Below are 24,671 nucleotides of genomic sequence, written 5' to 3'. Positions count from 1 at the left end.
GTCCGGGACTCACCGGGCGGTCTCCGCTGGACGCGCACCGGCCGCCGACCTGCGCGTCACCGATGCGCCACCGATCAGCCGAGGCAGCCTCAGGCACACTAAGGCCAGAGCGGCATCCTCGGTGATCTGCCCCGGATCGAAGGCGACCCGCACAAGGCGGCCGTCATCCCGGTACACCAGTGGAGTACCGGGATCCAGGCGAGCGCTTTCGATCCGAATATCGGTCACCGCGTCCCTCACTTCACACCGGCAAGTGCCCGCCAGGCTTGACTTCGGCACGCAACGGAATAGTTGCTGCGCGCCACAGTGCCCACCCAGGTATCCGTGAATCAGAGATGGAAAACGAAAGATGCAAAAACTTGGTGAAGATCAAACAGAGTCAAGCGTTTTGTCGACACGACCGGAATCGTACAAACAATCGACACAATGCTTGGCGCCGCAGGAAAACGCCCTGACCGCGCCCGCGTCCGCTACACCCGCGGAACGTTGCACTCAGCGTGTGCATAGCCGTGGCCCCACTGGACACATGCAGTCCGTCCCCCGACAGAGCCGGACCGCCGCGGGTCCAAGCCGTGCAACCGGGCGGTCCGGCTCGTGGGGAGACTTCACCCTCCACGGATCAAAGGCCCTTCCACCATGCACGAGGCACAGCGTCCGCAGGCCGGCGGCTCCCCGCTCCGGCCGTCCCTCGCCCGGCACCTGGAGATCGAGATGGCGACAGCCATCCGGCATGTGCGATCGGAGCTCGATCGATTGACCGATCTGGCGACGCGCAGCTCACTGCTCGCCGACCGCTGGGTCCGGCCCGCCCGACCTGACGGCGGCACGCGCAAGAGGCAGTGACGACCGTGCCCGGCGGGGGTGAGCCGTCGGCTTCCCCCTGGTGGGAAGGTCTCCGACCAGGCGTGGCACAGGATCGTTCCTCCCGCCGGGGCGCCCACCGATGACAGCGCGATGCAGGTCCACTGCTCACGGTCGTCAGCGGTGAGACGGACCGCACTCGGATCCGCGTCGAACCCCTGCTCTGCGGGCGCGAGGAGATGCTTGGCTTTCTCTCACCGGCTCCACCCGGATGCACAACACGGTCATCGCCGTGCCCGCCCTGACGCCGATACCCGAAGAGCGGTCTCCCGGGACCGTCCAACAGCCTGTCGACCCGGCCACAGCCTTCTCCAGGCGCTGGGCGGATGTTGCTCACAGGCTCGGCACTCTGACGCCGGCCCAGCAGACCGGCGCCGGTGTCTCCTTCGCCGCGGCGAAGCGCCCCTGCACCTGCGCTCGGAGGCCTAATGAGCCCGCCGCATTTCCACCCGCCGGGAGCAGGTCGGGCGTAGGCCACAGCCGGAGCATGGAAATGGCCTCGGTCGAGGCGTACGCACGACTACGCGTGTCAGCCCGCCACACCGACACGCATGACGCACCGTCAGGTGGCGGCCCCACAACCCCCACCGGACAGTTCCACGGCTTCAGAAAAGGACTGCTCATGGACTACGCAACTTTTCTCGACACCGTCACCCGGCGCGCCCCGGTCCCCCCGGAGAAGGCGGAGCCTCTCACCCGCGCCACTCTGGAGACGCTGGCCGAGCGGCTCACCAGGGGTGAGGCGGACGACCTCGCGTCCGAACTGCCCAAACCGATGAAGGAGCCGCTGGTCTCTCCCACTCCCGAGGCGGAGGCCTTCGGACTGGACGAGTTCATCAATCGGGTGAGCAAGCGGGCAGGGATAAGTCCGGACGAGGCCCGCGAAGGCGTACGGGCGGAGCTGAACACCCTCAAGGACGCGGTCAGTGACGGGGAGTTCCGCCAGGTGATGTCCCAGCTTCCCCGGGACTTCGAGGCCCTCGTGGGCGCCTCCAGCCGGGAGGAGGCATGACCGACGACGTCGGCGCCGTCATCCAGGAGACGGAACCAGCCGTGCTCACGGAGGCCACCGTCACACTGGTCGAGGGGCCGACGTTCTGCGTCTCGGGCACCTCGGGCGACATGGAGGCGGAGGTGCCGCAGGGGCTGTTCTTCCGCGACATGCGGATCCTCTCCGACTGGCAGATCCGGGTGGACGGCCGCCGGCCGCACCATCTCACCGTCCTTTCCAAGGACCCCTACAGCACCACGTTCGTCTCCCGCGTCCCGCCGAACGGTTCGCAGAGCGAAGTCCTGCTGGAACGTCGGCGCTACGTCGGCGAGGGGATGCGCGAGGACCTCCGGTTGCGCAACCTCAGCGCGCGTCCGATGACGGTGGCGGTCTCCCTGCGCGTGGGCGCCGACTTCGCCGATCTGTTCGCGGTCAAGGAGAGCCGCGTACGCGGGGTGGGCAAGGTCAGGGCCACTGCCACCGGCGACACCCTGGAACTCGTGCTGCGCTCGGGGGACTCCGTGCGCGGCGTGCGGGTGGCGAGCAGCGGTGCCACTGCGCGGCCGGACGGGCTGGATCTCCTGGCCGAGCTGCCGGCGCGCGGCGAATGGCACGCCACCGTCCTCGTCTGCCCCAGCATCGACGGCGAGGAGGTCAGCGGAGTCTTCCCCCCGGGCGCGGAACCCGGCGAGGCGGGGCCGGCGCGCCGCCTGCGTGCCTGGCGCGAGAGCGTCCCGCGCGTCACCGACATCGAGGATCCGGAACTGCACAGGACGCTGCAGCGCAGCATGGAGGACCTGGGAGCGCTGCGCATCTTCGACCCGCAGCATCCCGAACGCACGGCAATCGCCGCGGGTGCCCCCTGGTTCATGGCCCTCTTCGGCCGCGACTCGCTGCTGTCCTCCTACATGGCTCTGCCACTGGACCAGAACCTGGCCCTGGGCACCCTGCAGACCCTGGCCCGCGACCAGGGCAGCAAGGTCGACCCGGACACCGAGGAACAGCCCGGGCGCATCCTGCACGAAACCCGGTTCGGCCTGAACTTCCCGCTGGCCCGCAGCGGCAGCAGTGTCTACTACGGCACCGCCGACGCCACCCCGTTGTTCGTGGTCGTTCTCGGGGAGCTCAGCCGGTGGGGCATCGCGCCCGACGCCGTCGAGGCGCTGCTGCCGCATGCCGACCGCGCGCTGCAATGGATCGAGGAGTACGGCGACCGGGACGGCGACGGCTTCGTGGAGTACCAGCGGATGACCGGCAGCGGCCTGGTCAATCAGGGGTGGAAGGACTCCTACGACGGCATCAACTTCGCCGACGGCAGCCTGGCCGAACCGCCGATCGCCCTGTGCGAGGTGCAGAGCTACGTCTACGCGGCCTACGTCGTGCGCTCACACTTCGCCCACGAGGCCGGGGACTTCAAGGCGGTCGAGCACTGGACGCAGCGGGCAGCCGCGCTGAAGGAAGCCTTCAACGAGCGGTTCTGGCTGCCCGAACGCGGGTGGTACGCGGTCGGCCTGGACCGGGACAAACGCCCGATCGACGCCCTGGCCTCCAACATGGGCCACTGCCTTTGGACCGGCATCGCCGACCGTGACAAGGCCGAACAGGTCGCTGAGCGCCTGCTGTCACCGGAGATGTTCACCGGCTGGGGCGTGCGCACCCTGGCGTCCACGATGGGCGCGTACAACCCCATGAGCTACCACAACGGCTCCATCTGGCCGCACGACAACGCCCTCATCGCCACCGGCCTGATGCGGTACGGCTTCGTGGAACAGGCCCAGCAGGTGGCGACCGCAATCCTCGACACCGCGGAGGCCTTCGGGGGCCGCCTGCCCGAGCTGTTCTGCGGCTTCGACCGCAGCGACTACGACGCGCCGCTGCCGTACCCCACCTCGTGCTCACCGCAGGCCTGGGCCGCGGCCAGCCCGGTCCAACTGGTACGCGCGCTCCTGCGGATCGACCCCTGGATGTCGCACGGTCAGATCTGGGTCGCCCCGGCCTGGCCCGCCCGCTACGGACGTCTGCAAATCCACAACATCTCACTGGCCGGCCGAAGTGTGGACCTGGAGGTGGACAGCGAGTCGACCCGCCTCACCGGGCTGCCCGACGACATAGAGATCGTGCGCCAGTCCCGTCGGCCCCTCAGCGCGGCACCGAACCACCACGCCCCTGACCAGTTGCCGACAGGAGAGTGACGCCATGCTCGGCACCACCCCGCTGAACATCGCGATGCTCTCGACGCCCTGGTTCGAACTCCCCCCGGCCGGCTACGGAGGGATCGAGGCGATGTGCGCGGCCCTGGTCGACGGCCTCGTCGAACTGGGCCACCGGGTCACCGTCATCGGCGTGGGCCACAACGGAACCCGAGGCCACTTCTCCCCCACCTACGACACCCCGCAGGGCGAGCGACTGGGAAGTGTCGGGCCGGAAGTGGTCCATGCCGCCCGAGCGGCCACGATACTGGCTTCCCTGCGCCCCGACGTCATCCACGACCACAGCACCGCAGGCCCCCTTCAGGCACACCGCCGCCGCGCCCCCACCGTGGTGACCGCGCACGGACCCGTCTCGGGAGTGATCGGCGAGTACTACCGCGCCCTGGGCGACACGGTGCATCTTGTGGCCCTCTCCCAAGCCCAGCAGGCACAGGCCCCGGACATCTCGTGGTCCGGCCAGATATTCAACGCGGTACGCACCGCCGACTACCCCTACCGCCACCAAAAGGACCGCTACGCCGTATTCCTCGGCCGGCTCGCCGCGGACAAGGGAGTCCATCTGGCCATAGACGCAGCCCGTCAGGCGGGAATGCCCATTGTCATCGCCGGCGGGTGCAACGACCCCGCGGAGCGCCCCTACATCGACGCAGAGGTCCTGCCCCGGCTGGGCGAGGACGCCCAATGGATCGGCGAAGCCGATCACGCCACCAAACTCGACCTGCTCGCCCACGCTCGCTGCCTCGTCTTCCCCATCTGCTGGGAAGAGCCCTTCGGCATGGTCATGGTGGAGGCCATGGCCTGCGGCACACCGGTCGTCGCCCTGCGCCGCGGCTCGGTACCGGAAATCATCGAGGACGGCGTCACCGGCTTCATCTGCGACGGCCCCGAACAGCTCCCCGCGGCGCTCCGCTCCGTCGACCAGCTCTCTGCACGGGCCTGCCGGGATCGAGTACGCCACCGCTTCGACATCCTGAACATGGCCTCCGCATACGAGGCGCTCTATCACCGGCTTGCCCGCGACCGGGCCAACGGGCGACGGATGCCTCACGTTGACGGCCACACCACTGACCCGCACGACTCCGTGCGGCCACGGACCGAGTCGGTCAACGACACCCCGAGGGCGCGTTCTTCCGCGAATTCCATCGACTCAGCGACCGAGAACCCGACGTAAGCACGCAGGAAGTCGATGTCGCTGGTAAGGGGTCACTTCGGTTCGGTCCGGCCCGAGTGACGGTGACCATGGCTCAGGGGCTCGGGCGCGTACGGGGGTCGTTGGAACAGGGTGTACAGGAAGGCCAGCGCTGGGACGAGGATCACCGTGCCCGCGCACAGGGCGACGAGCAGGGCCAGCAGGGTGGAACGGCCGGTGGCGGCCTGCTCGACGGTCAGTGAGGGCAGGAGGAGGTATGGGTACTGGCCCGCGGCCCAGCCCACCAGGATGGCGGTGACGGCGAGCGCGGAGGTGAGCCGCGCGGCGATGTAGCGGCGGGTCACCAGGAGGGCGAGCGCGGTCAGCCCGGCGACGACCGACAGCAGCACCGCCGGGAGGCCCCGGCCGGTCAGCCCGTCGAAGAGGACGGGCGCGTCCGCTCGCAGCACCGCGATGCCGGCCAGACCCACCACGCCGGTGACGACGGCGGCCGCCAGGGCGCGGCGGCGGAACGCCTCGGCCAGCTCGTGCTCTCCGTCGCGGCGGGCGTCGCCGCACAGGAACACCGCCGCCAGGTAGGCGCAGACCAGAACGGCGAGGCTGCCGCCCAGCATTGAGGTCGGGTTGGCCCAACTGGTCACCACGTCCCCGCCGGCGATACGGGGCGGCACCCGGCCGGAGGCGACTCCGCCGACGACCGCACCGAAGAAGAAGGGGGTCAGAAGGGAGGACAACGCGAACGCCGCACCGAAGAAACGGCGCATCTGCAGGGTTCCGACACTCTTGCGGTACGCGAACGCCGCACCGCGGGCGATGATCCCGAACGCGGCGAGGGTGAGGGGGATGTAGAGGGTGGTGACGGCGGCGGCGAACCCTCCCGAGAACCCCGTCCACAGCACCACCAGCACGAAGATCAGCCACACGTGGTTGGCCTCCCACACCGGTCCGATCGAGTGCTCGACCCGCTCGCGCACGGCACGTCCCCGTTCGGTGCCACCGGCCAGCAGGTCCCAGATGCCGCCGCCGAAGTCGGCACCGGCGAACAGGGCGTAGGCGATCAGGCCGACAAAGGCCGCCCCCAGCACGACGTACGCGAGCGTCATCGTGTCGCTTCCTCTTCCTGCGGTGCGAGGGTGTCACGGCCGCGCGCCAGCCGGCGCAGGACGACCACGGTGAACACGGTCAGCATGCTGTACACGAGAATCACCGCCGCCAGACCCCAGGCAAGACCGCTTGCCGGGCTGACCGCATCCTCGGTTCGCATGAGCCCGTAGACGATCCACGGCTGCCTGCCGACCTCGGTGGTGACCCAGCCGGCTTCCATGGCCACCACGGCCGCGGCCCCGGAAACGCCCACGGCGCGCAAGAACCAAGCCGTACGGGGGATCCGTCGTCGCCGCCACCACACCAGGCCGAACCAGGCGGCCAGCCCCAGCAGTGCGGTGCCGATGGCGACCATGGCGTTGTACGCGAGGTGGACGACGTTGACCGGGGGCCGCTGGTCCGCCGGCGTCTCCTCCAGGCCGGGCACCACGCCGTCGGGGTCGTGATGGGTCAGCAGCGACAGCCCGTTGGGGATCTCCAGGGCGTACCGCAGCTCTTTGTCGACGTAGAGTCCGCCGAGCGACAGGTCGGCCCCCGCCGTGGTCTTGTACTGGCCCTCCATCGCGGCCAGTTTGGCGGGCTGATTGTCGGCGACGGTGTTGGCGATCCAGTCCCCCACGCCGATCTGAACGGGTGTGAAGAACACCGCGACGGTGAGCGGGATGAGCAGCCCCAGCCGGTGGTAGCGGTCACGTCGGCCGCGCAGCATCCCGACGGCGTACACCGAGGCGATCAAGAAGCCGGTGACCATGAACGCGGCCAGCCACATATGGGTGAACTGGGGCCAGGTGGAGGGCCCGAACATCGCTGCCCACGGCCTGGCATCGATCACGTTCCCCTCGGCGTCCAGGCGGAAGCCGGTCGGGTTGTTCATCCAGGCGTTCGCCGAGACCACGAAGAACGCGCCCGCGATTCCCGCTATGACCATCGGCAGTGCGCTGAGCATGTGGGCCCGCGGCGACAGACGATTCCATCCGAACAAGTACACCCCGACGAAGATCGCCTCCACGAAGAAGGCAAATCCCTCCAGGACGAACGGAAAACCGAACACCTCACCGAAGCGGTCCATCAGGCCCGGCCACAGGATGCCCATCTCGAACGACAACAGCGTTCCCGACACCGCACCCGCCGCGAACAGCACTCCCATGGCCTTGGCCCAGGTGTGGGCGAGGCTCGACAGCACCTCGTCGGCCCGCCGGTGACCCAGCCACTCGGTGAACACCACGATCGCGGGGAACGCGATGCCGAAACAGGCGAAGATGATGTGCCAGCCCAAGGTCAGGGCCATTTGGTGGCGGGCGTACGGCAGATTTGCCGGGCCCTCCGTTGCAATGAGGTCGAACACGCCTACAGCCCTCCCAGCGCGAAGCCATCGGCCGCCCGGCACCACGGCGTTGACGGCGCCATCTGTCGTGACGCCGTCCGCGCGCCAGGTGTCTCTCGTCTCGTGCGAGGGCCCTTGTCCATAAGGCCGGCCGAGTACCCGGGCTGGGCGTCCTCACTTCAGGTGGGTCCGACCTTTGCGTCTCCGTCACCAGCCATCCGGGTACGCGTCATGTCGTTTCTCGTGACGTCCGGTGATCCGCGCCGCAGCCGGCCGCGACCACCGGGCCGTGCCCGCTCACCTTCCGCCGCAGCCAGGTTCACCATCCGTGTGAAAAAGGGAGACAAAGCGACGAAAGGGCCAGCGGTGTCGGGGTACCCGGCGGCCCCGAGACCCAGACCGGAGCCCCACACACCGGAACGGAGAGCAGGTCATGGCATACGGCACGAGTGCCCGAGAGGTCGTGAACGCCCTGAAGGACGTCGACTTCCCGGCGACCAAGGACGAACTGGTGGAGGCCGCCAGCAAGGCGAGCGGCGGATCGGAGGAGGTCGTCGCGGCGCTACGTGCCATCCCGCCGGACGAGTACGCGAACAAGGAAGAGGTGGCGCGGTCGGTACGGGTGGACCCCGCCTCCGACCTCGGCCTGAGTCCCGCACAGCGCGCCGAGCAGGCACGCAAGGGCGGCAGGCCGGGCCAGTCCCAGCATCTGCGCGACGCGCCGAAGCCGCCGATCGAGGAGGAACTGGACCGCTGACCCGAGCGGGAGGAACGGCAGAGGACGAGGACAGGAGAGCATCATGGTCCGCAAGAAGATGGAAGGCAACGAGGAGGAGCGCAGGGCCGCGGCCCGTGAGGCGGCGGCCGCCGGCGAGAGCCCCAGCGCCCGCAACGAGACCACGGGCGCCTCCAAGCAGCGGACGCATCTGCGCCACGGCGGTTCCGTGACGCACGAGGAGCGGATCGCGGCGCAGCACCGCGGCAAGCAGCAGTGGCGCGCCGGCGATCTGGCCGAGGAGCCGATCAAGGACCCGGCGGCGGAAGGCCCGGAGCGGACGTTCGTCGACGGCGAGCACCAGGAGTACACCCAGGAGCACGAGCGGGTGTTCCAGGCGGTGACGGCGGCGCAGGCGGCGCACGACGGCGATGCCGTGCTCCTGGACGACATCGCCCGGCAGGCGGACATACCGCCGAGCGAGACGCGGGCGCTGCTCCACGATCTGACGCAGGTGCACCGCCTGGTGACGGAACTGGCGGGAGTCGACACCCCCGACATGGGCCCCCGCTGGGAGACCAAGCCCCGGCTGTGACGCATACCGGTCCCCGACCTTTCTTCAGTCCCTCCAGCGGCTTCCGCCGCCTCACACCCCTTCGGGCGGGGCAACAGGATCGCGGTGCCGGTGGAGGTACTCAAGCGCGTCCAGGACCACCGTGCGCCGGTACCAGGAACGCCACGCCGCCAGCTCGGCCGCCAGGGTGTCGAGGCCGCGTTCCTGCGCAGTCGTCAGCCAGGATCCCGGCTTCGCCCAGTGCAGGGTCACCGTGCCGGTGCAGTGGCCGTCGGCGGCGATCAGCGGGTGGCTGTGGACCGCGCGGCTGCCCGCCGCCAGGAGGACGTCTCCCGCGGGGTGGTCCGCGAGAGCGGGGTCCGTGGCGACGTCGGGCACGGTGACGGGTGCGAGGTCTCGCTGCGCCCGGGCGCACACCACGGGAGGCCCCGTGACGAGGGCGACCTGATCCCAGTAGCCGGCGTGCAGACCATGGTGCTCCTCGAGGAAGAGCACGTCGTCCTGCGCCGGGTCGGTGAGATGTACCTCGGCCGCGTCCGCCTCACAGCGGACCACCGCCTCGTGCAGAGCCGCCACCAGCACCTGCCTCCGGTCGCCGGCGGCCACGCCGTGGGCGCTGAGGAAGCCGGCCGCGGGGGGCGGTATGTGCGTGGTGCGTCCGGGAAACCACGTCTCGTCGGTCTGCGGCGGCGGGGCCGTGAGGAGGGCCGAAGCAAGCACCCGCAAGGGCAGGTTGAAATGCTGGGACCCCCGCCGGAGCAGGGCGAAGGCGACGTCGGAACCCGACAGGCCGTAGCGTTCGATCAGCATGCCCTGAGCCATGCCGATCAAGGCGGTCGTACGGGCCTTGGCCCGCATCCCGAACACCTCACTGCGCGTGTCCGGAGTCGTCGACGCGCCGAGGTCCGGTGTCCGGGGCAGTGACAGCAGCGCATCGGCGAGCGTGTCGTAGACGTGGAGGCCGACGGCATGCACCCGCTCCAGCGCCGCGCCCGCCGAGGCCGCGGCCACCACCGGCACGGGCTCGCGGGCCAGGTGGTCCGTGGCGCTGCGCAGGGCTTGCCGGGCCGCGTCGCCGATGAACTCGACGGCGGACAGGTCGAGCACCAGCCGCTGCCCCTGCCGCGCGGCGGTGTCCAGGTGCTGCCCCAGTTCCCGCGCGAGCCGCTCGCAGACGTCGTCCTCCAGTGCGCCGGACAGACAGACGACTCTCGCCCGATCGGAGGCCGGGAGCACGGTCAATGGAGTACGAATCGCCATAGATCCTCACCGGGACATTCGGTTGCGCACAGGGACCACTGGAGCACCGCTCGCACGCTCCGCCCGGCAGGTCCGCCCGTCCGAACCGTAAGCACCACCCTTTCCCCCATGACGGGGCGAAGGCAAGCGAAACGCCTGTTCGACCCCTGCCTCAACCCACATATTTGCGGGCGTCCGAGTGGCGCCGGGCCCGTTCCAGGGTGGACAGCATGCGCTCCAGTTCCGGTCCCACCGGGGCGCGTTGGCGCAATACCCACGGCAGCCCGGCCAGCGCCTCGGCGGTGGCGCGGGCCGAGGGCAGGTCCCGGGGAACTTGGACGAGCAGTTGGGCCGTCCGCCGCAGTGCGGGCAGCAGCGGGCGGCGCAGCCACGTGAACCACAGGGTGTTGCGCAGCCCCAGGATCCGGCGGCGCGTGCTGTCCCGCAGCACCGAGGCCTGATGGTGGACGAGCAGGTCCTCCGCGTACGTCAGCCACCAGCCCTGGCGCAGCAGATCGGTGGCCAGCAGCTCCTCCTCCCCGCCCAGCCACAGGCCCGGGTGGAAGCCGCCCGCGCCGCGGAAGGCGTCAGCGCGCAGGACGGTGGCGGCGGCGAGGAAGGAGCCGAGGGCGGGGCCGGGCAGCCAGCCGGGTCCGGCCAGCGGTGAATGGCGCAGTTCCGCCACGACGGGGTCGTCCGCTCCGCCCGGCTGCACGAGGATCCGGGCGGTGACGGCCGCCAGGCCCGGACACGCGTCGAGGATGTCGCCCGCGCGGCGCAGGCTGCCGGGTTCCCACCAGCTGTCGTCGTCGCAGAACGCGACGTAGGGCGTACGGACACCGCGCACCGCCAGGTTGCGGCCCACGGCGCCCAGGTTGCGGCCCGGGCACAGCAGCCGGACGCGGGGAAAGTCGGTGCGGACCGCTTCGGCCGTCCCGTCGGTGGAGGCGTTGTCGGTGACGATGACCTCCGGCCGCTCGGGCAGCCGGTGCAGCTTGCCCAGGGTGCGCAGGAGTTCGGTGCGCCGGTTGTGGGTGATGACCACCACGGTGGTACGGCCGTCGGGGTGCTGCGGGCCCGCGCTCACGCCTCGTCTCCTGGTGTGCGACGGTCCAGCAGTCCCGCCGCGTGCTCGACCCGTTCGGGCAGGCGTCGGCGCTGGACGAGGGCGGCGGGCAGCCGTACGAGAAGCTCGTACAGGGCGCGGCGGGCGCCTGAGCGGTCGGCGACGGCGGCCGTCGCGAGGCGGGCGCTCGCTTTCAGGGCGAGGCGCAGCGGGCGGCGCAGCCACAGGGTCAGTACTTCGTTGCGGCGGATCAGAGGGTCGCGGCCCGTGCGGCCCGTCGGTTCGGGGTCGTGCCAGGCGGTCATCGACGGTTCGTAGACGACGCCCCAGCCGCGGGCGGCGACGTCGTAGGCGAGGAGTGTCTCCTCCGCGCCGAAGAAGAGCAGTGGGTGGAAGCCTCCCGCGGCGAGGAACGCCTCCCTGCGTACCACGCAGGCGCAGCCCAGGAAGCCCAGCACGGGGCGGCCGGGCAGGTCCGGTTCGGGCGGCAGCGGGGAGGAGGCGAGGATGGTGTTGAGGGGATCCTCGGCGCCTTCGGGCCCGACGAGGGTGCGCGCGGCCAGTACGCCGAGCCGGGGGTGGGCGTCGAGCAGGTCGGCGGCGCGCCGCAGCGCTCCCGGCGACCACCCGGAGTCGTCGTCGCTGAAGGCGACGTAAGGCGTCAGGGCCATGTGCACGGCGAGGTTGCGGCCGAGCGCGCCGGTGTTCTCGCGGGGGCGCAGCAGGCGGGCCGCGGACGGGTGGTCCGTGAGGGTGCCGGGCAGCGAGTCGTCGCCGCCGTTGTCGACGACGATGACCGGTGGGCGTTCCGGCAGGCCGCTCAGCGCGTCGAGGGTGCGCAGGAGACTGGCCGGGCGGTCACGGGTGATCACCGCGACCGTGACCCTGTCGTCGGGAGGCTGGTTGGTGGGCGAGGGCACGGGGGCCGCCTTCCTCGGGGATCAGGCTGCTCGGGCGGGGCAGGTGTGCCAGCGCGGCGGTGGAGACCTCATCGGCGTCGATGCGCAGCAGACAGGGGTCGGGGTCCGTGCCGTGCGGGTCGCCGGGCGGGCCGGCCTTCCACAGGGCCGTGTGGCGGCGGGTGCGGGGCGGTCCCCACAGCCGGGGCGACACCGGGCCGAAGAGCGTGACGGACGGCGTGGCGTGGGCGACGGCGAGGTGGGCGAGTCCGGTGTCGCCGCTCACGAGGAGCGCGGCACGGGCGACAAGCGCCGACAGGTCGCCGAAGGCGAGGCCGCCGAGCAGCACATCCCCGGCCGACAGCCCCGCGCGCGCGGCGACGCTCCGCACCAGCGCGTCCTCGCCCGGACCGCCGGTGACGACGACCCGGTGACCAGCCGCGCGCAGGCAGCGGACGAGAGCGGCGAAGCGCTCGGCCGGCCAGCGGCGCGCGGGGGCGTCCGCGCCGGGGTGGACGACGACGGCTCCCGGTGCCGGGGAGGAGGCGACCGGAGGGGGCAGCCGTACGTCGTCCGGTGCGGCGGTGATGCCATGGGCCCCCAAGAAGCGGCACCACCGCTGCCGTTCGTGCTCGTCCGCCCGCCACAGGGGCGGGTCGTGGTCGGCGTGGGCGAGCAGGCGCCGCGGGCGCAGGGCGGCGAGGGCGTCACGGCTCTCGGGTCCGTTGCCGTGCAGGTCGACGGCGAGGTCCGGCGGGGCGAACGGCCAGTGCTCCAGTGACGGCACGGCCCTGCCGGGGGCTTCGGCCGGCAGTACGGCGTCGACGGCGCCGGTGGCGAGCGCGGCGTCGGTGAGGGCTCCCGGCAGGGCGAGGACGACCTGGTGAGCCGGAAAGGCGCGCCGGATCCCGCGCAGCGCGGGGACCCCGGTGAGCAGGTCACCCAGCCCCAGTGCGCGCAGCACCAGCAGGCGGGGCCGCCGCGGCCTTCCTTCCGCGATCACCGTCGGTCTCCTCCCGCCACGCCGAGCGCGTGCGGGGTGAGGGCGGCGCGTTCGGCGATCCCTGTGGTGGAGCGGCCGTCGAGGTAGGGGAAGAGCACGGTCTGGCCGCCCCAGCCCGCCACGAGCTCCGCCTCCGGCATCGGGCTGCGCGCGTAGTCGCCGCCCTTGGCCCAGATGTGCGGGCGCAGCTCGGCCAGCAGCCGTTCGGGCGTGTCCTCGTCGAACACGGCGACCGCGTCCACGCACTCCAGTGCGCGCAGGACCCGGATCCGGTCCGCGAGCGGCACGAGGGGCCGGCTCTCGCCCTTGCGCCGGCGTACGGAGGCGTCCGAGTTGACGCACACCACCAGGCAGTCGCCGCAGCGGCGGGCCTCCTGGAGCAGGCCCACGTGCCCGGCGTGCAGCAGATCGAAGCAGCCGCCGGCGGCGACGACGGTCCCGCCGTCCGCTCGCACTGCGGTGGCGACGCGCAAGGCCTCGCCGGTGGGGTCGTCCACAAAAGTCACGGCATCGTCCTCGGCCCACGACAGGGCGCCACCCGAGGCCGAGCGGTGGGGCTCCCCGGAGGAAACACCCCGGGCAGCGGGCCGGACGCCGAAGGCGGTGTCGTCCGAAGCCGCCAGGTGATCGCCCGCGGCCAGTGCGCGTGCACCGCCCTCGGCGACGTACCGCGTGGCCGCGTGGACCGCGCCGCGCACGGCGTCCTCGGTGAGTTCGCCGTCCGCCAGCAGTCCGGCCGTCGTGGCCGCGAACCGGTCACCGGCCCCGCAGGGGTCGCCCTGCGCGTGCTGCGGCGAGGGCACCATCAGCGGGGTTCCGCCGTACGACAGCAGCGCGCCGCGCCCGCCCAGGGTCACCGCCACGGACGTCGACCGCCATGCTTCGACGAGCGCGGCCGCGTCCCGTGCCGCGCTCCTCAGCGGGCCGCCGGGTTCCGCCTCCCCCGCGGCGAAGGCGCGCGCCTCGCTCGCGGACGGCGTCGCCACGCGGACGCCCGGCACCGGTGCCTGCCCGCGGGGGTGCGGATCCCACACCACGGACACCCGGCCCGCCGCCTCGGCGAGCGCCTCGCGCAGCACGTCGGCGGTGCCCCGGCCGTAGTCGGCGACCAGGACGGCGATCGCGCCGGCGATCTCCCGCAACGCCTCCCGCGTCGACCCGCCTGCACGGCCGTCCCCCTCGTCCAGGCGCAGCAGCGGCCGGTCCCCGGCGAGGATGCGGGTCTTGCTGCTCAGGGCTCCGGACAGCGGCAGCGCCACCACCCGGACGCGGCCGGCCAGCATCGCGCGCACCGACTCGCTGGCCGGATCCTCGCCAAGGGTCGTAACCAGGGTGACCTCCCGCCCGTCGGTCGCGGCGAGACAGGCCGCCAGAGCCGCGCCGCCCGGCCGCACGGCGTGTCCGGCTCCGTCGACGACCGGCACCGGCGCGTCGGGCGCGAGGCGCTCGGCCCGTCCGGACACATCGCGGTCGAGCAGGGCGTCCCCCACGACGAGCAGCGGGGCCGGAGTCCTCATCGGCGCTCCTCCCCCGCCACGGCCCAGTTCGGCCCGGCCTGCCTGCCTCGCCGACGGGCCGTGCGACGCTCCACGGACTCGTCGAACGACTCGCACAGCATGTGCACGGCGACCAGATGCAGTTCCTGCACGGTGGCGGCGGTGTCCGCGGCCACGCACAGCGCCTCGTCGGCGGCGGCCTCCAGAGGGTTGGGCGCGGGACCGGTGACGGCCCACACGCACATGCCCAGGCGCTGCGCCTCGGCGGCGGCGACGAGCAGGTTGGCGCTGGCGCCGCTGGTGGACAGCAGCACCAGGACGTCTCCGGCGCGGCCGTGCGCGCAGACCTGCCGGGCGAAGATCTCCTGGACGCCGTAGTCGTTGGCGATGGCGGTGGTGGCGGAGGTGTCGGCGTGCAGGGCCAGCGCGGAGAACGGCGGGCGGTCGGCGCGGTAGCGGCCGACCAGTTCGGCGGTCAGGTGCTGCGCCTGGGCGGCGCTGCCCCCGTTGCCGGCGGCCAGCAGCCGCGCACCGCCGCAGAGCCGGTCGGCGAGGCTCGCGCCCCAGCGCCGTAGCCGGGCGGCGTCGTGGCGGAACTGCGGGAGCGCCCGCATCAGGTCGTCGCAGTGGGTGGTGTCGGTGACGAGTTTCATCGGACGGCTCCCGAGAGCGAGGGCAGGGACGAGACGGCGCCGTAGACGCCGGTGACTCCGTCGGCCACGCGGTCCCAGGTGTAGCGGTCCAGGACGCGCCGGCGGCCCTGGGAGCCGTAGCGCGCCAGCCGCTCGGGGTCGTCGAGCAGGTCGCGGATCAGGGCGCCGATCCGCCGTTCGTCTCCGTCGCCGGGCGGTACCAGGACACCGGTGCGGCCGTCCGCCACGGTGTCGAGCTGGCCGCCCACCGCGGTGGCCACGACGGGCGTTCCGCAGGCCATCGCCTCGACGGGCACAATGCCGAAGGGTTCGTAGCGCGGCAGCGACAGGACCAGATCGGCGTCGGCCATCAGGTGCGGCATCCGGTCGCGTCCCACTCCGCCGAGGAACGTGACGCGGTCGGCGACCCGGTGTTCCTGGGCGATCGACAGGAGCCGTTCGGCCTCGGGTTCGGCGAAGAGCAGATCGGGCTCCGGGCCGCCGGCGATGACGAGTTCGGCGTCGGGGACGTGGGAGAGGACCCGGATGGCGCGGTCGAAGCCCTTGCGGGGGACGAGCCGCCCGACGGTCAGCAGTCGTCGCGGGCCGGACCGGGTGCGCCCGCCCCGGGGAGCCGGGGCGAACTGTTCGGGGTCCACCCCGCAGGGGACGACCGTGATGTTCCGCCGGGGCAGCCCCATGGCGAGGAGTTCGGCCACCTCGTCCCGGCAGGTGGCGAGGATCGCGTCGCACGCACGGCCCACGGCCGTCTCGATCGACACACGGTTGGACGGGCTGGTGTCGGCGGCTCCCTGGTAGCGCCTCTTGACCGTGCCCAGCGCGTGGTACGTCTGCACGACGGGCACGCCCAGATCCCGCGCCCCGGCCAGCGCCGCCGTGCCGGACATCCAGAAGTGGGCGTGCACGACGTCCGGCCGCCACTCCTGCCATTCCCGGGCCAGCCATGCGCCGAACTCCGGCATGTACGGCGGGAGTTCGTCCTTCGGTATGGGGGCGGCCGGTCCGGCCGGGACGTGCACGACACGGACACCGTCGGGTGTGGTGACCCGCTCGGGCGTGCGGGGGCTGTCGCGGCGCGTGTAGACGGTGACCTCGTGTCCGCGGCGCGCGAGCAACCGGGCCAGCTGGGCCACGTAGACGTTCTGTCCGCCCGCGTCGGGTCCGCCGAGTCCGGCCAGCGGGCTGGCGTGCTCGGAGACCATGGCGACACGTCCGGCCGAGGGGTGGCTCATCGGGTGACCTCCTTGATGAGGCGGTCCCAGTCGTCCTGGAACCGCCGCTGTCCGTAGCGGGCCTGTACCGCGGCCCTGGCGGCCTCCCCTGTCCGGCGCGCGTGGTCGCGGTCGGCGAGCAGCCCGCGGACGGCGCTGCGCAGGACGTGCATGCGGTTGGAGACGACCCCCGCCGTGTCCGGGACCGCCTCACACACCTCGGTCGTGGCCAGCGCCACCACGGGCATCCCGAGGTACATGGCCTCCAGCAGGGACAGGCCCAGCGAAGTCCAGCGCACGGGGTGCAGATACAGCCGGCAGCGGGCCATCGCCGGATGCAGCTCGCTCTGGGGGAGGTCCCGGCTGCGGCAGCGGTCGGGCGGCAGGCCGAGGTGGTGGGCGAGCCCCTCGGTGCGCATGCCGAACACGTCCAGCGGAGCCCACTGGGCGAAGCGGGGCAGCAGGTCGGTGCCGGTCGTACGGCCGCGCCGTACGGGTTCGTTGACGACGACCGCGGCGCGCTGCTCCTGGCCCGTCCACAGGTGGCCGGGGTCGATGATCCCGTGCTCGATCACCTCGGTCGGGGCCCGCCCGTTGTCCCACATCAGTTCGTTGAAGTGAGTGACGTGCACGAGCGGGATGTCCGACCGCCCGGCGAGCGGGTGGCGCGTGTCCACGGGTGACTCGTGGGGGCTGTTGTGCTCGACGTAGACGGCCGGCACGTCGGCACCGGGCCGCCTGCCGGTCCAGCGGTGGGCCAGTTCGATCTCGTGCGGCCGTTGCAGCACCATCAGGTCGATGTCGGCCGCGCGCAGCTGATCGGGCGTCATCTCGCGGACGCTGTCGGGCCACTGCCAGGTCCTGGCCCGGCCGAGTCCGTCGGGTCCGCGATCCTCCGTCACGGGCACCAGACAGCTGTGCGGGCCTTGCACGAACGTCGTCAGCCACGAGCCGTGCACGTGCCATACCAGGATGTTCATGTGGGGGGTCCTTCTGCTCGGGCCGGTCACAGGAGCTTTTGCACCGCGGTCACCACCTCCTCGGGCGACACCCCGTCCAGGCACGGATGTCCGGGGACGGGGCAGTGCCGGGCTCTGCCGTCCGCGCACGCGGCACCCTGGTCGCCGAGCAGCACGCACGGCACGCCCCAGGGGGCCCAGCGCTCCGCCGGGACCACCGGGGAGAAGAGGGAGACGACCGGCGTCCCGACGGCGGCCGCCAGGTGGGCGGGGCCGGTGTTGCCGCACACGGCCGCGTCGGCCATGCGCATGACTCCGGCCAGGGTCCGGGGGTCGGTGCGGCCCCCGAGGTCGAGCGCCGTGTCCCCGCTGACCCGCCGGGTGAGGTCCCGCTCGTCCGGGCCGCCCGTGACGACGACCCGGTGGCCGTGGTCGGCGAGCAGGGCGACAAGCTCCTCGTGGCGGGCGGGGCTCCAGGCCCGGGCCGGTGCGCTGGCACCGGGGTGGACAACGACGTAGGGGCCGTTGCCGGTCAGGGTCGCGGTGTCGGGCGACGGCAGCACACGCAGCCTCCCGTCGTCCCCGGGGCGCAGCCCGAACCCCATCGCCTCGGCGGTGTCGAGCGCCGCCTCGGCCTCGTGGCGGTGCGGGCGCCGCCGGTGCCGTACGTCGAGCAGTCGACCGGGGTGGTCGACGCTGTCCGCGCCGATCCGTCCGACACCGGCCAGCCGCAGCAACAGTGCGGCGGGCAGCGGACTCTGGTGGAACGAGGTCAGGATCAGGGCCGCACCGAACGCCGCCTCCCTCAGCCGCCGGACCAGGCCCTCGACGTCAGCCTCGGCGACGGCGGGCGGGTCGAAGCCCTCCCACGGCGCCTCCCACACGAGGACCTCGTCGACGCCGGGCAGCAACCGGGCGGCCGGTGCGCCGCGGGGTCCGCACAGCAGGGTGACGTAGGTGCAGTGCGCGGCGACCGCGCGGACGGCGGGCCCGGCGAGCAGGACGTCGCCGAAGCTGTCGAGCCGTACGACCACGGCCCTCACGACGGTTCACCTCGTGTGTCGGCGAGCAGCAGCCGCACGGCCGTGAGCAGGTCCGGGGCCGTCTCGTCGGCGTCGGCGATCTCCTCGGGCCGGGTGACCGCAGTGGGCACCAGGACGCCGCGGGCTCCGGCGGCCCGCGCGGCCTGCACGTCGGCGGCGATGTCGCCGACCACGACGCATGCGTACGGCGGCCTGCCGAGGTCGCGGGCGGCCCGCAGCACCAGTCCGGGCCGTGGTTTGCGGCACGCGCATCCGGCGTCGGGCAGGTGGGGGCAGTAGGCCCAGGTGCCCAGTCCGCCGAGCAGTTCGTCCGTGCGGGCGTTGACGCTTCGGACCTGAGCATGGGTGAGCAGGCCCCGGCCGATGCCCGACTGGTTGCTGACCACGCCGGTGGCGACACCGGCCGCGCGCAGCAGGTCCACGGCTTCGCGGGCGCCCGGCAGCAGGCGGACCCGGCCGGGGTCGCCGTTGTAGGGGACGTCCTCGACGAGGGTGCCGTCGCGGTCGAAGAGGACAGCGGTGACGAAAGCGGGGCCGCGGGCGTTCATGACGCGTCCCGCAGCGGGGCGGCCCCGCGGTGCCGGACGAGTCCGGTCAGCCAGTGGCCGACGGCCAGGGGCGGGATGACCACGCTGGTGGCCGCCATGGTCGCGATCTCGGGTACGGTGCGCGGCCCGGGCAGGGTACGGGCCAGCGCGAACTCGGCGGTCCCCGCCGCCCACAGGGCGCATGCCACGCGCGCGGCCCGGGGCCGGCCCGCGAGGGCGAGGACGGGTGCGGCGAAGGCCGCGGCGGTCACGACCGCGTGCCGGGGCAACCGGCCCCGGGGGGCCTGGGCCCGGTCCCACCAGTCGTGGCCGTGCAGTCGGCTCATCAGGACGTCGTCGGCGTTGCCGCGCTGGGCACGGACCGACACCCACCGGTCGGCCGACCGCACCGGATGCCGGGTGGTGCGCTGCCCCCGCTGAAGCCGCCACCCCGCCGCACCAATCCGCAGTGCCAGGTCGGCGTCCTCGCGGAAAGCCCGCGGGAAGCGCTCGTCGAAGCCACCGACCCCGGTCAGCGCGGCCGTTCGGTAGGCCATGTCGGCGGTGGCCCAGGCCGCGTGCTCCAGGCCCGCGGTGTTGCGTTCGAAGTCGGTGGGCCTGCGGTCGGCCGGGAGCGGCACGGTCAGCCGGCCCTGCACTCCCCCGGTGTCGGCGCCGGCCCGTCCGAGGTCGTGGGCCAGGAGCCGGGACCAGGCGGGCAGCACCTGGACGTCGTCGTCGAGGAAGACGGTCCAGGGGGTGGTGACCAGGCGCAGGCCGGCATTGCGCGCGGCCGCCGGTCCGCGGCCGCCGGTGTGCAGGGTGCGGATCCGGTCGGCCAGCGGTCCGGCGGTGGTGAGGGGGAGAGGAGCGACGGGGGATGGGCGGTCGTCGACGATGATCACCTGGTCGGGCGGATGGTCGTCGGCTTCGGCGAGGGCGCGTAGGCAGTCGGCGAGGCAGAGGCGGCCAATGGTGGGGACGACGACGGTGTAGGTGGGGAGGGCGGGGAGGGCGTTCTCGGTTGCGGGGGCGTTCTCGGTTGCGCCCAGGGGTGGGGCGGACTCCTCGGTCCTGGCTGCCCGGGCATTCCCGGCGCTTTCAGCGCCCTCGGAGACAACCGGGCCGGTCGCGGCACTTCCGGACACCTCGGATGCGGGGCGTGCCGGGGCAGCCGGGGCAGTCCCCTTACGCTCCCCCGCGCGGGCGGCCCGCGCGGTCCGGCCCCTCGCCCCGCTCATGTGAACATCTCCGCTCGTCGGACGGCGAAGGGGCCGAGGGCGAGAAGGTCCACGGGGGCCGAGCCGAAGCACTCCAGGGCGTCACGCGGGTCGTCGACCATGGGGCGGCCGGCCGTGTTGAGGCTGGTGTTGACCACGACGGGCAGGCCGGTGCGGCGTTCGAAGCCCTCGATCATGCGGGCCACCAACGGCTCCGCCGTCCGCTCGACGGTCTGGATCCGGGCGGTGCCGTCCACGTGGACGACCGCCGGGATGCGCGCGCGCCACTCCTCCGCCACGTCGTGCACGAAGAGCATGTGCGGACTGGGCAACGGGCCGTCGAACAACTCGGCGGCCCGCTCCGCGAGGACCATCGGGGCGACAGGCCGGAACTCCTCTCGCCCCTTCACCGCGTTCAGCCGCTCCAGGTTCGCGGCCCGGCCCGGGTGCGCCAGCAGGGAGCGGTGGCCCAGCGCCCGGGGCCCGTACTCGCTGCGGCCCTGGAACCACGCGACGACTCCGTCGAGGGACAGTTCCTCGGCGACCGTCTCGGCGATGTCCTCGGGCTCCTCGTACGGGATGTGCGCGCGTTCCAGCCAGTCCCGCAGTTCGGCGTCGCTCCAGCCCCGCCCGAGCGCGGCCGTGGGCATGGCCTCCACCGGCTCCTTCTGATGCGCCACGTGCAGCGCCGCGCCCAGGGCCGTGCCGGCGTCACCCGCCGCGGGCTGCACCCACACCGTGTCGAAGGGGCCGTCCCGGTGCAGCCGGGAGTTGGCCACGCAGTTCAGGGCCACTCCCCCGGCCATGGTCAGCACTTCGGCGCCCGTACGGTCGTGCAGCCACCGTGCCAGTTCCAGGAGCACCTCCTCCAGACACGCCTGCGCACTCGCGGCCAGATCCGCGTGGTCCTGCGTCCAGTCGGCGCCCGCGGGCCGCGCCGGTACCAGGGACGTCCAGGGGACGGGACGGGCCCGGAAGCGCCCCGGTCCGTCCGGACGGACGTACTCCCGCAGCGCGTCCAGGAAGCGCGGCCTGCCGTAGGAGGCCAGAGCCATGACCTTGAACTCGTCGCTGCTGCGCAGGAATCCGAGATGCTGCGTGAGGTCCTCGTAGAACAGGCCCATCGAGTCCGGCAGCGACTGCGCGGCAAAGACGTCGAGCTCTCGGTTCACGTACCGGCCCGCCAGGTGGGAACCGCATTCGCCGCGGCCGTCGAGCACCAGGACCGCGCAGTCGGGGTACGGAGAGGCCTGGCCGGCGGACGCGGCGTGCGCGACGTGGTGGGCGACGAAGCGGACCTTGTCCGGGTCGAGTCCGGGAAGCGCCTCGGCGAGGAAGGAGGGAGCCAGGCGGGCGTACTCCTGGCGCAGGTGGTCGAACGGGTCGTGCAGCCCCAACTGATCGGCGGGGATGGCCAGTTCGGGGTCGTACGAGTACGCGACGGCGTCCAGGTCGGACGGGGTCAGGCCGGCCTGTTCGAGACACCAGCGGGCGGACAGTTCGGGCAGCTCCCATGCGGAGAAGGGCACCGGTCGCTTGCCGTGCTTACGCCGGCTGAAGCGCTCCTCCTCGGCCGCCGCCACGATGCGGCCGTCCAGGACGAGGGCGGCGGCCGGGTCGTGGAAGAGGGCGTTGATTCCCAGAACGCGCATGCGGATCCTCCGTAGGGCGGGCGACGGTCAGATGTGCGAAGCCCGGACGTGGGCGGGACGGGATGCGGCGAAGTGGGCGATGGTCTGCTTGATGCCCTCCTCCCACGGCACGTGGGGCGCCCAGCCCAGCAGTTCCCTGGCCAGGGTTGTGTCGGGCCGGCGTCGCTGCGGGTCGTCGGTGGGGCGCTCGACGAACTCGATCCGGGACGTCGATCCGGTCAGCCCGACGATGAGGTGGGCGAGTTCGTGGACGGTGACCTCGTCGGTCCCGCCGATGTTGACGGGGCGCACCGAACGGCTGGCCGCCACCAGCAGGATCCCGGCGACGGTGTCGTCGACGTAGCACAGCGACCGCGTCTGGAGTCCGTCGCCGGCCACCGTGAGCGGCTCGCCGGCCAGGGCCTGGCAGACGAAGGTGGGCACGGCGCGGCCGTCCAGGGCGCGCATGCGCGGCCCGTAGGTGTTGAAGAGGCGCACGATGCCGGCGTCGGCGGCGCGGGCTCCGACGTGCGCGGTGACCAACGCCTCGGCGAAGCGCTTGGACTCGTCGTACACGCTGCGCGGGCCGACCGGGTTGACGTTGCCCCAGTAGTCCTCCCGTTGCGGGTGCACGAGGGGATCGCCGTAGACCTCGGACGTGGAGGCCAGCAGGAAACGCGCGCTGTCGCGCTCGGCGATCGCGAGCATGTTGCGTGTCCCGAGGCTCCCGGCGTCCAGCGTCTGCAAGGGGAACCGCAGGTAGTCGGCGGGCGAGGCGGGACAGGCGAAGTGCAGGACCAGGTCGTAGGGGCCGGGCAGCCGGGCGGGGGCGTCCGGGGCGCAGACGTCCTGTTCGAGGTACCTGAACCCGGGGAGTCCGTCGAGATGCGCGACGTTCTCGCGAGAACCGGACAGCAGGTTGTCGACGCAGTCGACTTCGACCTCTGCATTCAGCAGGTGTTCGCACAGATGGCTGCCGAGGAAGCCGGCGCCACCGGTCACCAGGGCGCGCCGCCAGGGTGCGCAGGGCATGGCATCAGTCATGGAGGGTCCTTCGCCCGCGTTGAGGACGCACGAGCACCAGCGCTCACGCGGAACACGTCCGGCGCGGCACGACGGGGGCGCGGACGAGCGGAGAGGGGTGGGGGGTGGTGAGGCGAGATCGCAGGGGCGAGAGGCGGAGGGGCGGGGCCTCTCCGGGTGGCCGCACGTTCACGACGGCACTCGCTTGGGGTTCCCGTGACAGTAGCTTTCACACGTTGATTCCAGCTGCGGGGGAAGTTCTGCCGCGGGGGGAGGGTCTGGGGGCGCGGGGTGAGGGGTGCGGGCTCCGGCCACGGGGTGAGGGGTGCGGGCTCCGGCCACGGGGTGAGGGGTGCGGGCTCCGGCCGCGGGGCGCGGGCGGCGGGCTCCGGGTCACGGGTCACGGGTCACGGGGGGGATGGCCGCGAGCCGCGGTTGCGTCATCCTCTCGATGCCTGCCGTGGACCCGTCCCGAGCAGCGGCACCGTTTCGGACGGGCGGGCTCCCGGGCCGGTCATCTCTAGGGGGCCGCCGTTCGGGGACACGGATGGTTCAGCGAGCGCTTGCGGGTGATCGGCCGCCAGGAGCCGCTTGGCCCGAGCGCAGGACTGCTGGTGCGGGGGGGCCGGCCGGAAACCGGCGTCACGTAGCCCGCTCAGGCGGGGAAGTGCCTCCACGTGCCCTCGGAGACGACCGCCGGCACGCCGTCGACCACCGTGATGGCGGTGTCGTCGTCGATCGCGTACGCCGGATTCGGGAGACCGGTCGCCCACTTCTCCGCCTCGGCCATGGTGTTCTCCGGCAGGTCGACGTGATCCACGTGCGGGAAGATCGAGAAGTCGACGACACCCAACGCACTGTCGTCGCCGGTGGGCGCCTTCCACTCGACGAAGTACTCCCCGATGCGGGGTGTCATCACCATGCTCCCGGCGCTGAGCCCCACCCAGACCTTCTCGGGCAGCGACGGCAGGAGGTCCGCCAGCCCGGACTCGCGCATCCAGTGGGCCAGATACAGCGCATCGCCGCCGTTGACCAGCAGGACGTCCGCCTCCTGGACCCACGGAATCCACCGCTCTGCACCGATGCTGGGCAGCGCCGTCAACTCCAGCACCCCCAAGGACTTCCACCCCAGGTCACACATGGGCAGGCGGGACTGTCCGCTGATGAAACGCCAGGCCCCGGCCGGGCTCCCCATCGGGTGCCCATACCCAGCAGTGGGGATGCACAGGGCATCGGACTCGGCGATCGGCTTGCCCAGCAGCTGCACAAGCGCGTCCTTGACAGTCGGGTTGGTGATACCCGCCGACGTGAGAAGAAGCTTCAAGATGACTCCCATGCGAGGGCGATGGAACGGGCCGACAGGTAGACCGGAGGCCGTCGCAAAACTCATCGTTGTGGCGCCGGGGAAGACCACGCGCACTTCGGAGACCGGTCACCAGGCCAGGCAAACGCCAGCCCCACAGCGAAGTCGGTGACTCCGCGGCCGGCCACCCGAGCTTGCAGGCGAGTACCGGTGACAGCGGCTGCCCAGGATCTCGGTTGACCTCTCAACCCCCTTTCCCTGACGGCTAGTTGACCCACGGCTGAATGTGTTCCACGTCACCCGGTAGCCACAGGAGAAGCGGTCCCCGCCGCGCCGCCGACCTGGCATGCTCATGCGCATCTACTGACAGGTAACAACCACCAGCGCAGTGTCACAAGGACTGCTGCGCCGCCCGACCACGCCCGCCCCCGGCGCCATCGCCCTCCGGACAGGCGCCATGGCACCTGCA

The 24,671-nt window shown here is 72.4% G+C and carries 22 protein-coding genes; 6 read left to right on the top strand and 16 right to left on the bottom strand.

What is annotated here, in order from left to right:
- The first annotated feature begins 636 nt into the window (after positions 1-636).
- The 4 genes from ACFULQ_RS03080 to ACFULQ_RS03065 all read left to right on the top strand — a co-directional run bounded on the left by ACFULQ_RS03080 (position 637) and on the right by ACFULQ_RS03065 (position 5,233).
- The gene (locus ACFULQ_RS03080) at positions 637-843 is read left to right on the top strand and encodes a hypothetical protein (RefSeq protein WP_383537317.1); all 207 of its coding nucleotides are present in this window, start codon (positions 637-639) and stop codon (positions 841-843) included.
- A gap of 640 nt (positions 844-1,483) precedes the next feature.
- The gene (locus tag ACFULQ_RS03075; RefSeq protein WP_383537315.1) at positions 1,484-1,873 is read left to right on the top strand and encodes a DUF2267 domain-containing protein; all 390 of its coding nucleotides are present in this window, start codon (positions 1,484-1,486) and stop codon (positions 1,871-1,873) included.
- On the top strand, positions 1,870-4,044 hold the full coding sequence (locus ACFULQ_RS03070) for a glycogen debranching N-terminal domain-containing protein (RefSeq protein ID WP_383537313.1): 2,175 nt from the start codon (positions 1,870-1,872) through the stop codon (positions 4,042-4,044). The genes ACFULQ_RS03075 and ACFULQ_RS03070 overlap by 4 nt, the downstream gene beginning before the upstream one ends.
- A 4-nt stretch (positions 4,045-4,048) precedes the next feature.
- On the top strand, positions 4,049-5,233 hold the full coding sequence (locus ACFULQ_RS03065; RefSeq protein WP_383537310.1) for a glycosyltransferase family 4 protein: 1,185 nt from the start codon (positions 4,049-4,051) through the stop codon (positions 5,231-5,233).
- 32 nt (positions 5,234-5,265) lie between these two features.
- Here the strand turns inward: ACFULQ_RS03065 and ACFULQ_RS03060 are convergent, their stop codons facing one another.
- Complete coding sequence (locus ACFULQ_RS03060; RefSeq protein WP_383537308.1) at positions 5,266-6,315, bottom strand: cytochrome d ubiquinol oxidase subunit II; 1,050 nt, start codon at positions 6,313-6,315, stop codon at positions 5,266-5,268.
- Positions 6,312-7,706 (bottom strand): cytochrome ubiquinol oxidase subunit I, encoded by a 1,395-nt coding sequence (locus ACFULQ_RS03055; RefSeq protein WP_383537306.1) that lies wholly within the window; start codon positions 7,704-7,706, stop codon positions 6,312-6,314. The genes ACFULQ_RS03060 and ACFULQ_RS03055 overlap by 4 nt, the downstream gene beginning before the upstream one ends.
- A gap of 367 nt (positions 7,707-8,073) precedes the next feature.
- Between ACFULQ_RS03055 and ACFULQ_RS03050 the strand changes: the two genes are divergently transcribed.
- Positions 8,074-8,397 carry a DUF2795 domain-containing protein gene (locus ACFULQ_RS03050; RefSeq protein ID WP_383537303.1) on the top strand — a complete coding sequence of 108 codons (324 nt, stop codon included), beginning with the start codon at positions 8,074-8,076 and terminating at the stop codon, positions 8,395-8,397.
- Positions 8,398-8,440: 43 nt separating this feature from the next.
- A complete protein-coding gene (locus tag ACFULQ_RS03045) occupies positions 8,441-8,950 on the top strand; it encodes a hypothetical protein (protein WP_383537301.1) in 510 nt (169 codons plus the stop codon).
- 51 nt (positions 8,951-9,001) lie between these two features.
- Here the strand turns inward: ACFULQ_RS03045 and ACFULQ_RS03040 are convergent, their stop codons facing one another.
- The 14 genes from ACFULQ_RS03040 to ACFULQ_RS02975 all read right to left on the bottom strand — a co-directional run bounded on the left by ACFULQ_RS03040 (position 9,002) and on the right by ACFULQ_RS02975 (position 24,223).
- Positions 9,002-10,189, bottom strand: coding sequence for an ANTAR domain-containing protein (locus tag ACFULQ_RS03040; RefSeq protein ID WP_383537299.1), 1,188 nt, complete (start codon positions 10,187-10,189; stop codon positions 9,002-9,004).
- A 151-nt stretch (positions 10,190-10,340) separates the two neighbouring features.
- A complete protein-coding gene (locus ACFULQ_RS03035; protein ID WP_383537297.1) occupies positions 10,341-11,255 on the bottom strand; it encodes a glycosyltransferase family 2 protein in 915 nt (304 codons plus the stop codon).
- Complete coding sequence (locus ACFULQ_RS03030) at positions 11,252-12,154, bottom strand: glycosyltransferase family 2 protein (protein WP_383537294.1); 903 nt, start codon at positions 12,152-12,154, stop codon at positions 11,252-11,254. Before ACFULQ_RS03030 ends, ACFULQ_RS03035 begins: the two co-directional genes overlap by 4 nt.
- Positions 12,093-13,136 carry a glycosyltransferase family 9 protein gene (locus tag ACFULQ_RS03025; protein WP_383537292.1) on the bottom strand — a complete coding sequence of 348 codons (1,044 nt, stop codon included), beginning with the start codon at positions 13,134-13,136 and terminating at the stop codon, positions 12,093-12,095. The genes ACFULQ_RS03030 and ACFULQ_RS03025 overlap by 62 nt, the downstream gene beginning before the upstream one ends.
- Positions 13,133-14,653, bottom strand: coding sequence for a PfkB family carbohydrate kinase (locus tag ACFULQ_RS03020; RefSeq protein WP_383537290.1), 1,521 nt, complete (start codon positions 14,651-14,653; stop codon positions 13,133-13,135). The genes ACFULQ_RS03025 and ACFULQ_RS03020 overlap by 4 nt, the downstream gene beginning before the upstream one ends.
- Entirely contained in the window at positions 14,650-15,285 is a 636-nt protein-coding gene (locus ACFULQ_RS03015; protein WP_383537287.1) for an SIS domain-containing protein, read from the bottom strand. The genes ACFULQ_RS03020 and ACFULQ_RS03015 overlap by 4 nt, the downstream gene beginning before the upstream one ends.
- Positions 15,282-16,517: a glycosyltransferase gene (locus tag ACFULQ_RS03010; protein ID WP_383537285.1), complete on the bottom strand. Its 1,236-nt coding sequence runs from the start codon at positions 16,515-16,517 to the stop codon at positions 15,282-15,284. Before ACFULQ_RS03010 ends, ACFULQ_RS03015 begins: the two co-directional genes overlap by 4 nt.
- Positions 16,514-17,476, bottom strand: coding sequence for a glycosyltransferase (locus tag ACFULQ_RS03005; protein ID WP_383537282.1), 963 nt, complete (start codon positions 17,474-17,476; stop codon positions 16,514-16,516). Before ACFULQ_RS03005 ends, ACFULQ_RS03010 begins: the two co-directional genes overlap by 4 nt.
- 26 nt (positions 17,477-17,502) lie before the next feature.
- The gene (locus ACFULQ_RS03000; RefSeq protein ID WP_383537280.1) at positions 17,503-18,498 is read right to left on the bottom strand and encodes a glycosyltransferase family 9 protein; all 996 of its coding nucleotides are present in this window, start codon (positions 18,496-18,498) and stop codon (positions 17,503-17,505) included.
- The gene (locus ACFULQ_RS02995) at positions 18,495-19,046 is read right to left on the bottom strand and encodes a D-glycero-alpha-D-manno-heptose-1,7-bisphosphate 7-phosphatase (protein ID WP_383537278.1); all 552 of its coding nucleotides are present in this window, start codon (positions 19,044-19,046) and stop codon (positions 18,495-18,497) included. The genes ACFULQ_RS03000 and ACFULQ_RS02995 overlap by 4 nt, the downstream gene beginning before the upstream one ends.
- On the bottom strand, positions 19,043-20,077 hold the full coding sequence (locus ACFULQ_RS02990) for a glycosyltransferase family 2 protein (RefSeq protein WP_383537334.1): 1,035 nt from the start codon (positions 20,075-20,077) through the stop codon (positions 19,043-19,045). Before ACFULQ_RS02990 ends, ACFULQ_RS02995 begins: the two co-directional genes overlap by 4 nt.
- A gap of 185 nt (positions 20,078-20,262) precedes the next feature.
- Positions 20,263-21,897, bottom strand: a complete 1,635-nt coding sequence (locus ACFULQ_RS02985) for a carbamoyltransferase (protein WP_383537276.1) — start codon at positions 21,895-21,897, stop codon at positions 20,263-20,265.
- Between the two features lie 27 nt (positions 21,898-21,924).
- On the bottom strand, positions 21,925-22,920 hold the full coding sequence (locus ACFULQ_RS02980; protein ID WP_383537273.1) for an NAD-dependent epimerase/dehydratase family protein: 996 nt from the start codon (positions 22,918-22,920) through the stop codon (positions 21,925-21,927).
- Between the two features lie 634 nt (positions 22,921-23,554).
- Complete coding sequence (locus ACFULQ_RS02975; protein ID WP_383537270.1) at positions 23,555-24,223, bottom strand: Type 1 glutamine amidotransferase-like domain-containing protein; 669 nt, start codon at positions 24,221-24,223, stop codon at positions 23,555-23,557.
- Positions 24,224-24,671: the final 448 nt, after the last annotated feature.

Source organism: Streptomyces sp. NPDC057253 (assembly GCF_042669125.1).
Taxonomy (GTDB): Bacteria; Actinomycetota; Actinomycetes; order Streptomycetales; family Streptomycetaceae; genus Streptomyces.
The sequence above is the reverse complement of the archived record's forward strand: the minus strand, read 5'-3'. Positions and strand labels throughout refer to the sequence as shown.

Coding starts and splice junctions, on each gene's coding strand:
- ACFULQ_RS02980 (WP_383537273.1), bottom strand. CDS start 22,920: ATGACTGATGCCATGCCCTGCGCACCCTGGCGGCGCGCCCTGGTGACC.
- ACFULQ_RS03065 (WP_383537310.1), top strand. CDS start 4,049: ATGCTCGGCACCACCCCGCTGAACATCGCGATGCTCTCGACGCCCTGG.
- ACFULQ_RS03040 (WP_383537299.1), bottom strand. CDS start 10,189: ATGGCGATTCGTACTCCATTGACCGTGCTCCCGGCCTCCGATCGGGCG.
- ACFULQ_RS03015 (WP_383537287.1), bottom strand. CDS start 15,285: ATGAAACTCGTCACCGACACCACCCACTGCGACGACCTGATGCGGGCG.
- ACFULQ_RS03010 (WP_383537285.1), bottom strand. CDS start 16,517: ATGAGCCACCCCTCGGCCGGACGTGTCGCCATGGTCTCCGAGCACGCC.
- ACFULQ_RS03075 (WP_383537315.1), top strand. CDS start 1,484: ATGGACTACGCAACTTTTCTCGACACCGTCACCCGGCGCGCCCCGGTC.
- ACFULQ_RS03020 (WP_383537290.1), bottom strand. CDS start 14,653: ATGAGGACTCCGGCCCCGCTGCTCGTCGTGGGGGACGCCCTGCTCGAC.
- ACFULQ_RS03050 (WP_383537303.1), top strand. CDS start 8,074: ATGGCATACGGCACGAGTGCCCGAGAGGTCGTGAACGCCCTGAAGGAC.
- ACFULQ_RS03045 (WP_383537301.1), top strand. CDS start 8,441: ATGGTCCGCAAGAAGATGGAAGGCAACGAGGAGGAGCGCAGGGCCGCG.
- ACFULQ_RS03005 (WP_383537282.1), bottom strand. CDS start 17,476: ATGAACATCCTGGTATGGCACGTGCACGGCTCGTGGCTGACGACGTTC.
- ACFULQ_RS02995 (WP_383537278.1), bottom strand. CDS start 19,046: ATGAACGCCCGCGGCCCCGCTTTCGTCACCGCTGTCCTCTTCGACCGC.
- ACFULQ_RS03070 (WP_383537313.1), top strand. CDS start 1,870: ATGACCGACGACGTCGGCGCCGTCATCCAGGAGACGGAACCAGCCGTG.
- ACFULQ_RS03060 (WP_383537308.1), bottom strand. CDS start 6,315: ATGACGCTCGCGTACGTCGTGCTGGGGGCGGCCTTTGTCGGCCTGATC.
- ACFULQ_RS03080 (WP_383537317.1), top strand. CDS start 637: ATGCACGAGGCACAGCGTCCGCAGGCCGGCGGCTCCCCGCTCCGGCCG.
- ACFULQ_RS02985 (WP_383537276.1), bottom strand. CDS start 21,897: ATGCGCGTTCTGGGAATCAACGCCCTCTTCCACGACCCGGCCGCCGCC.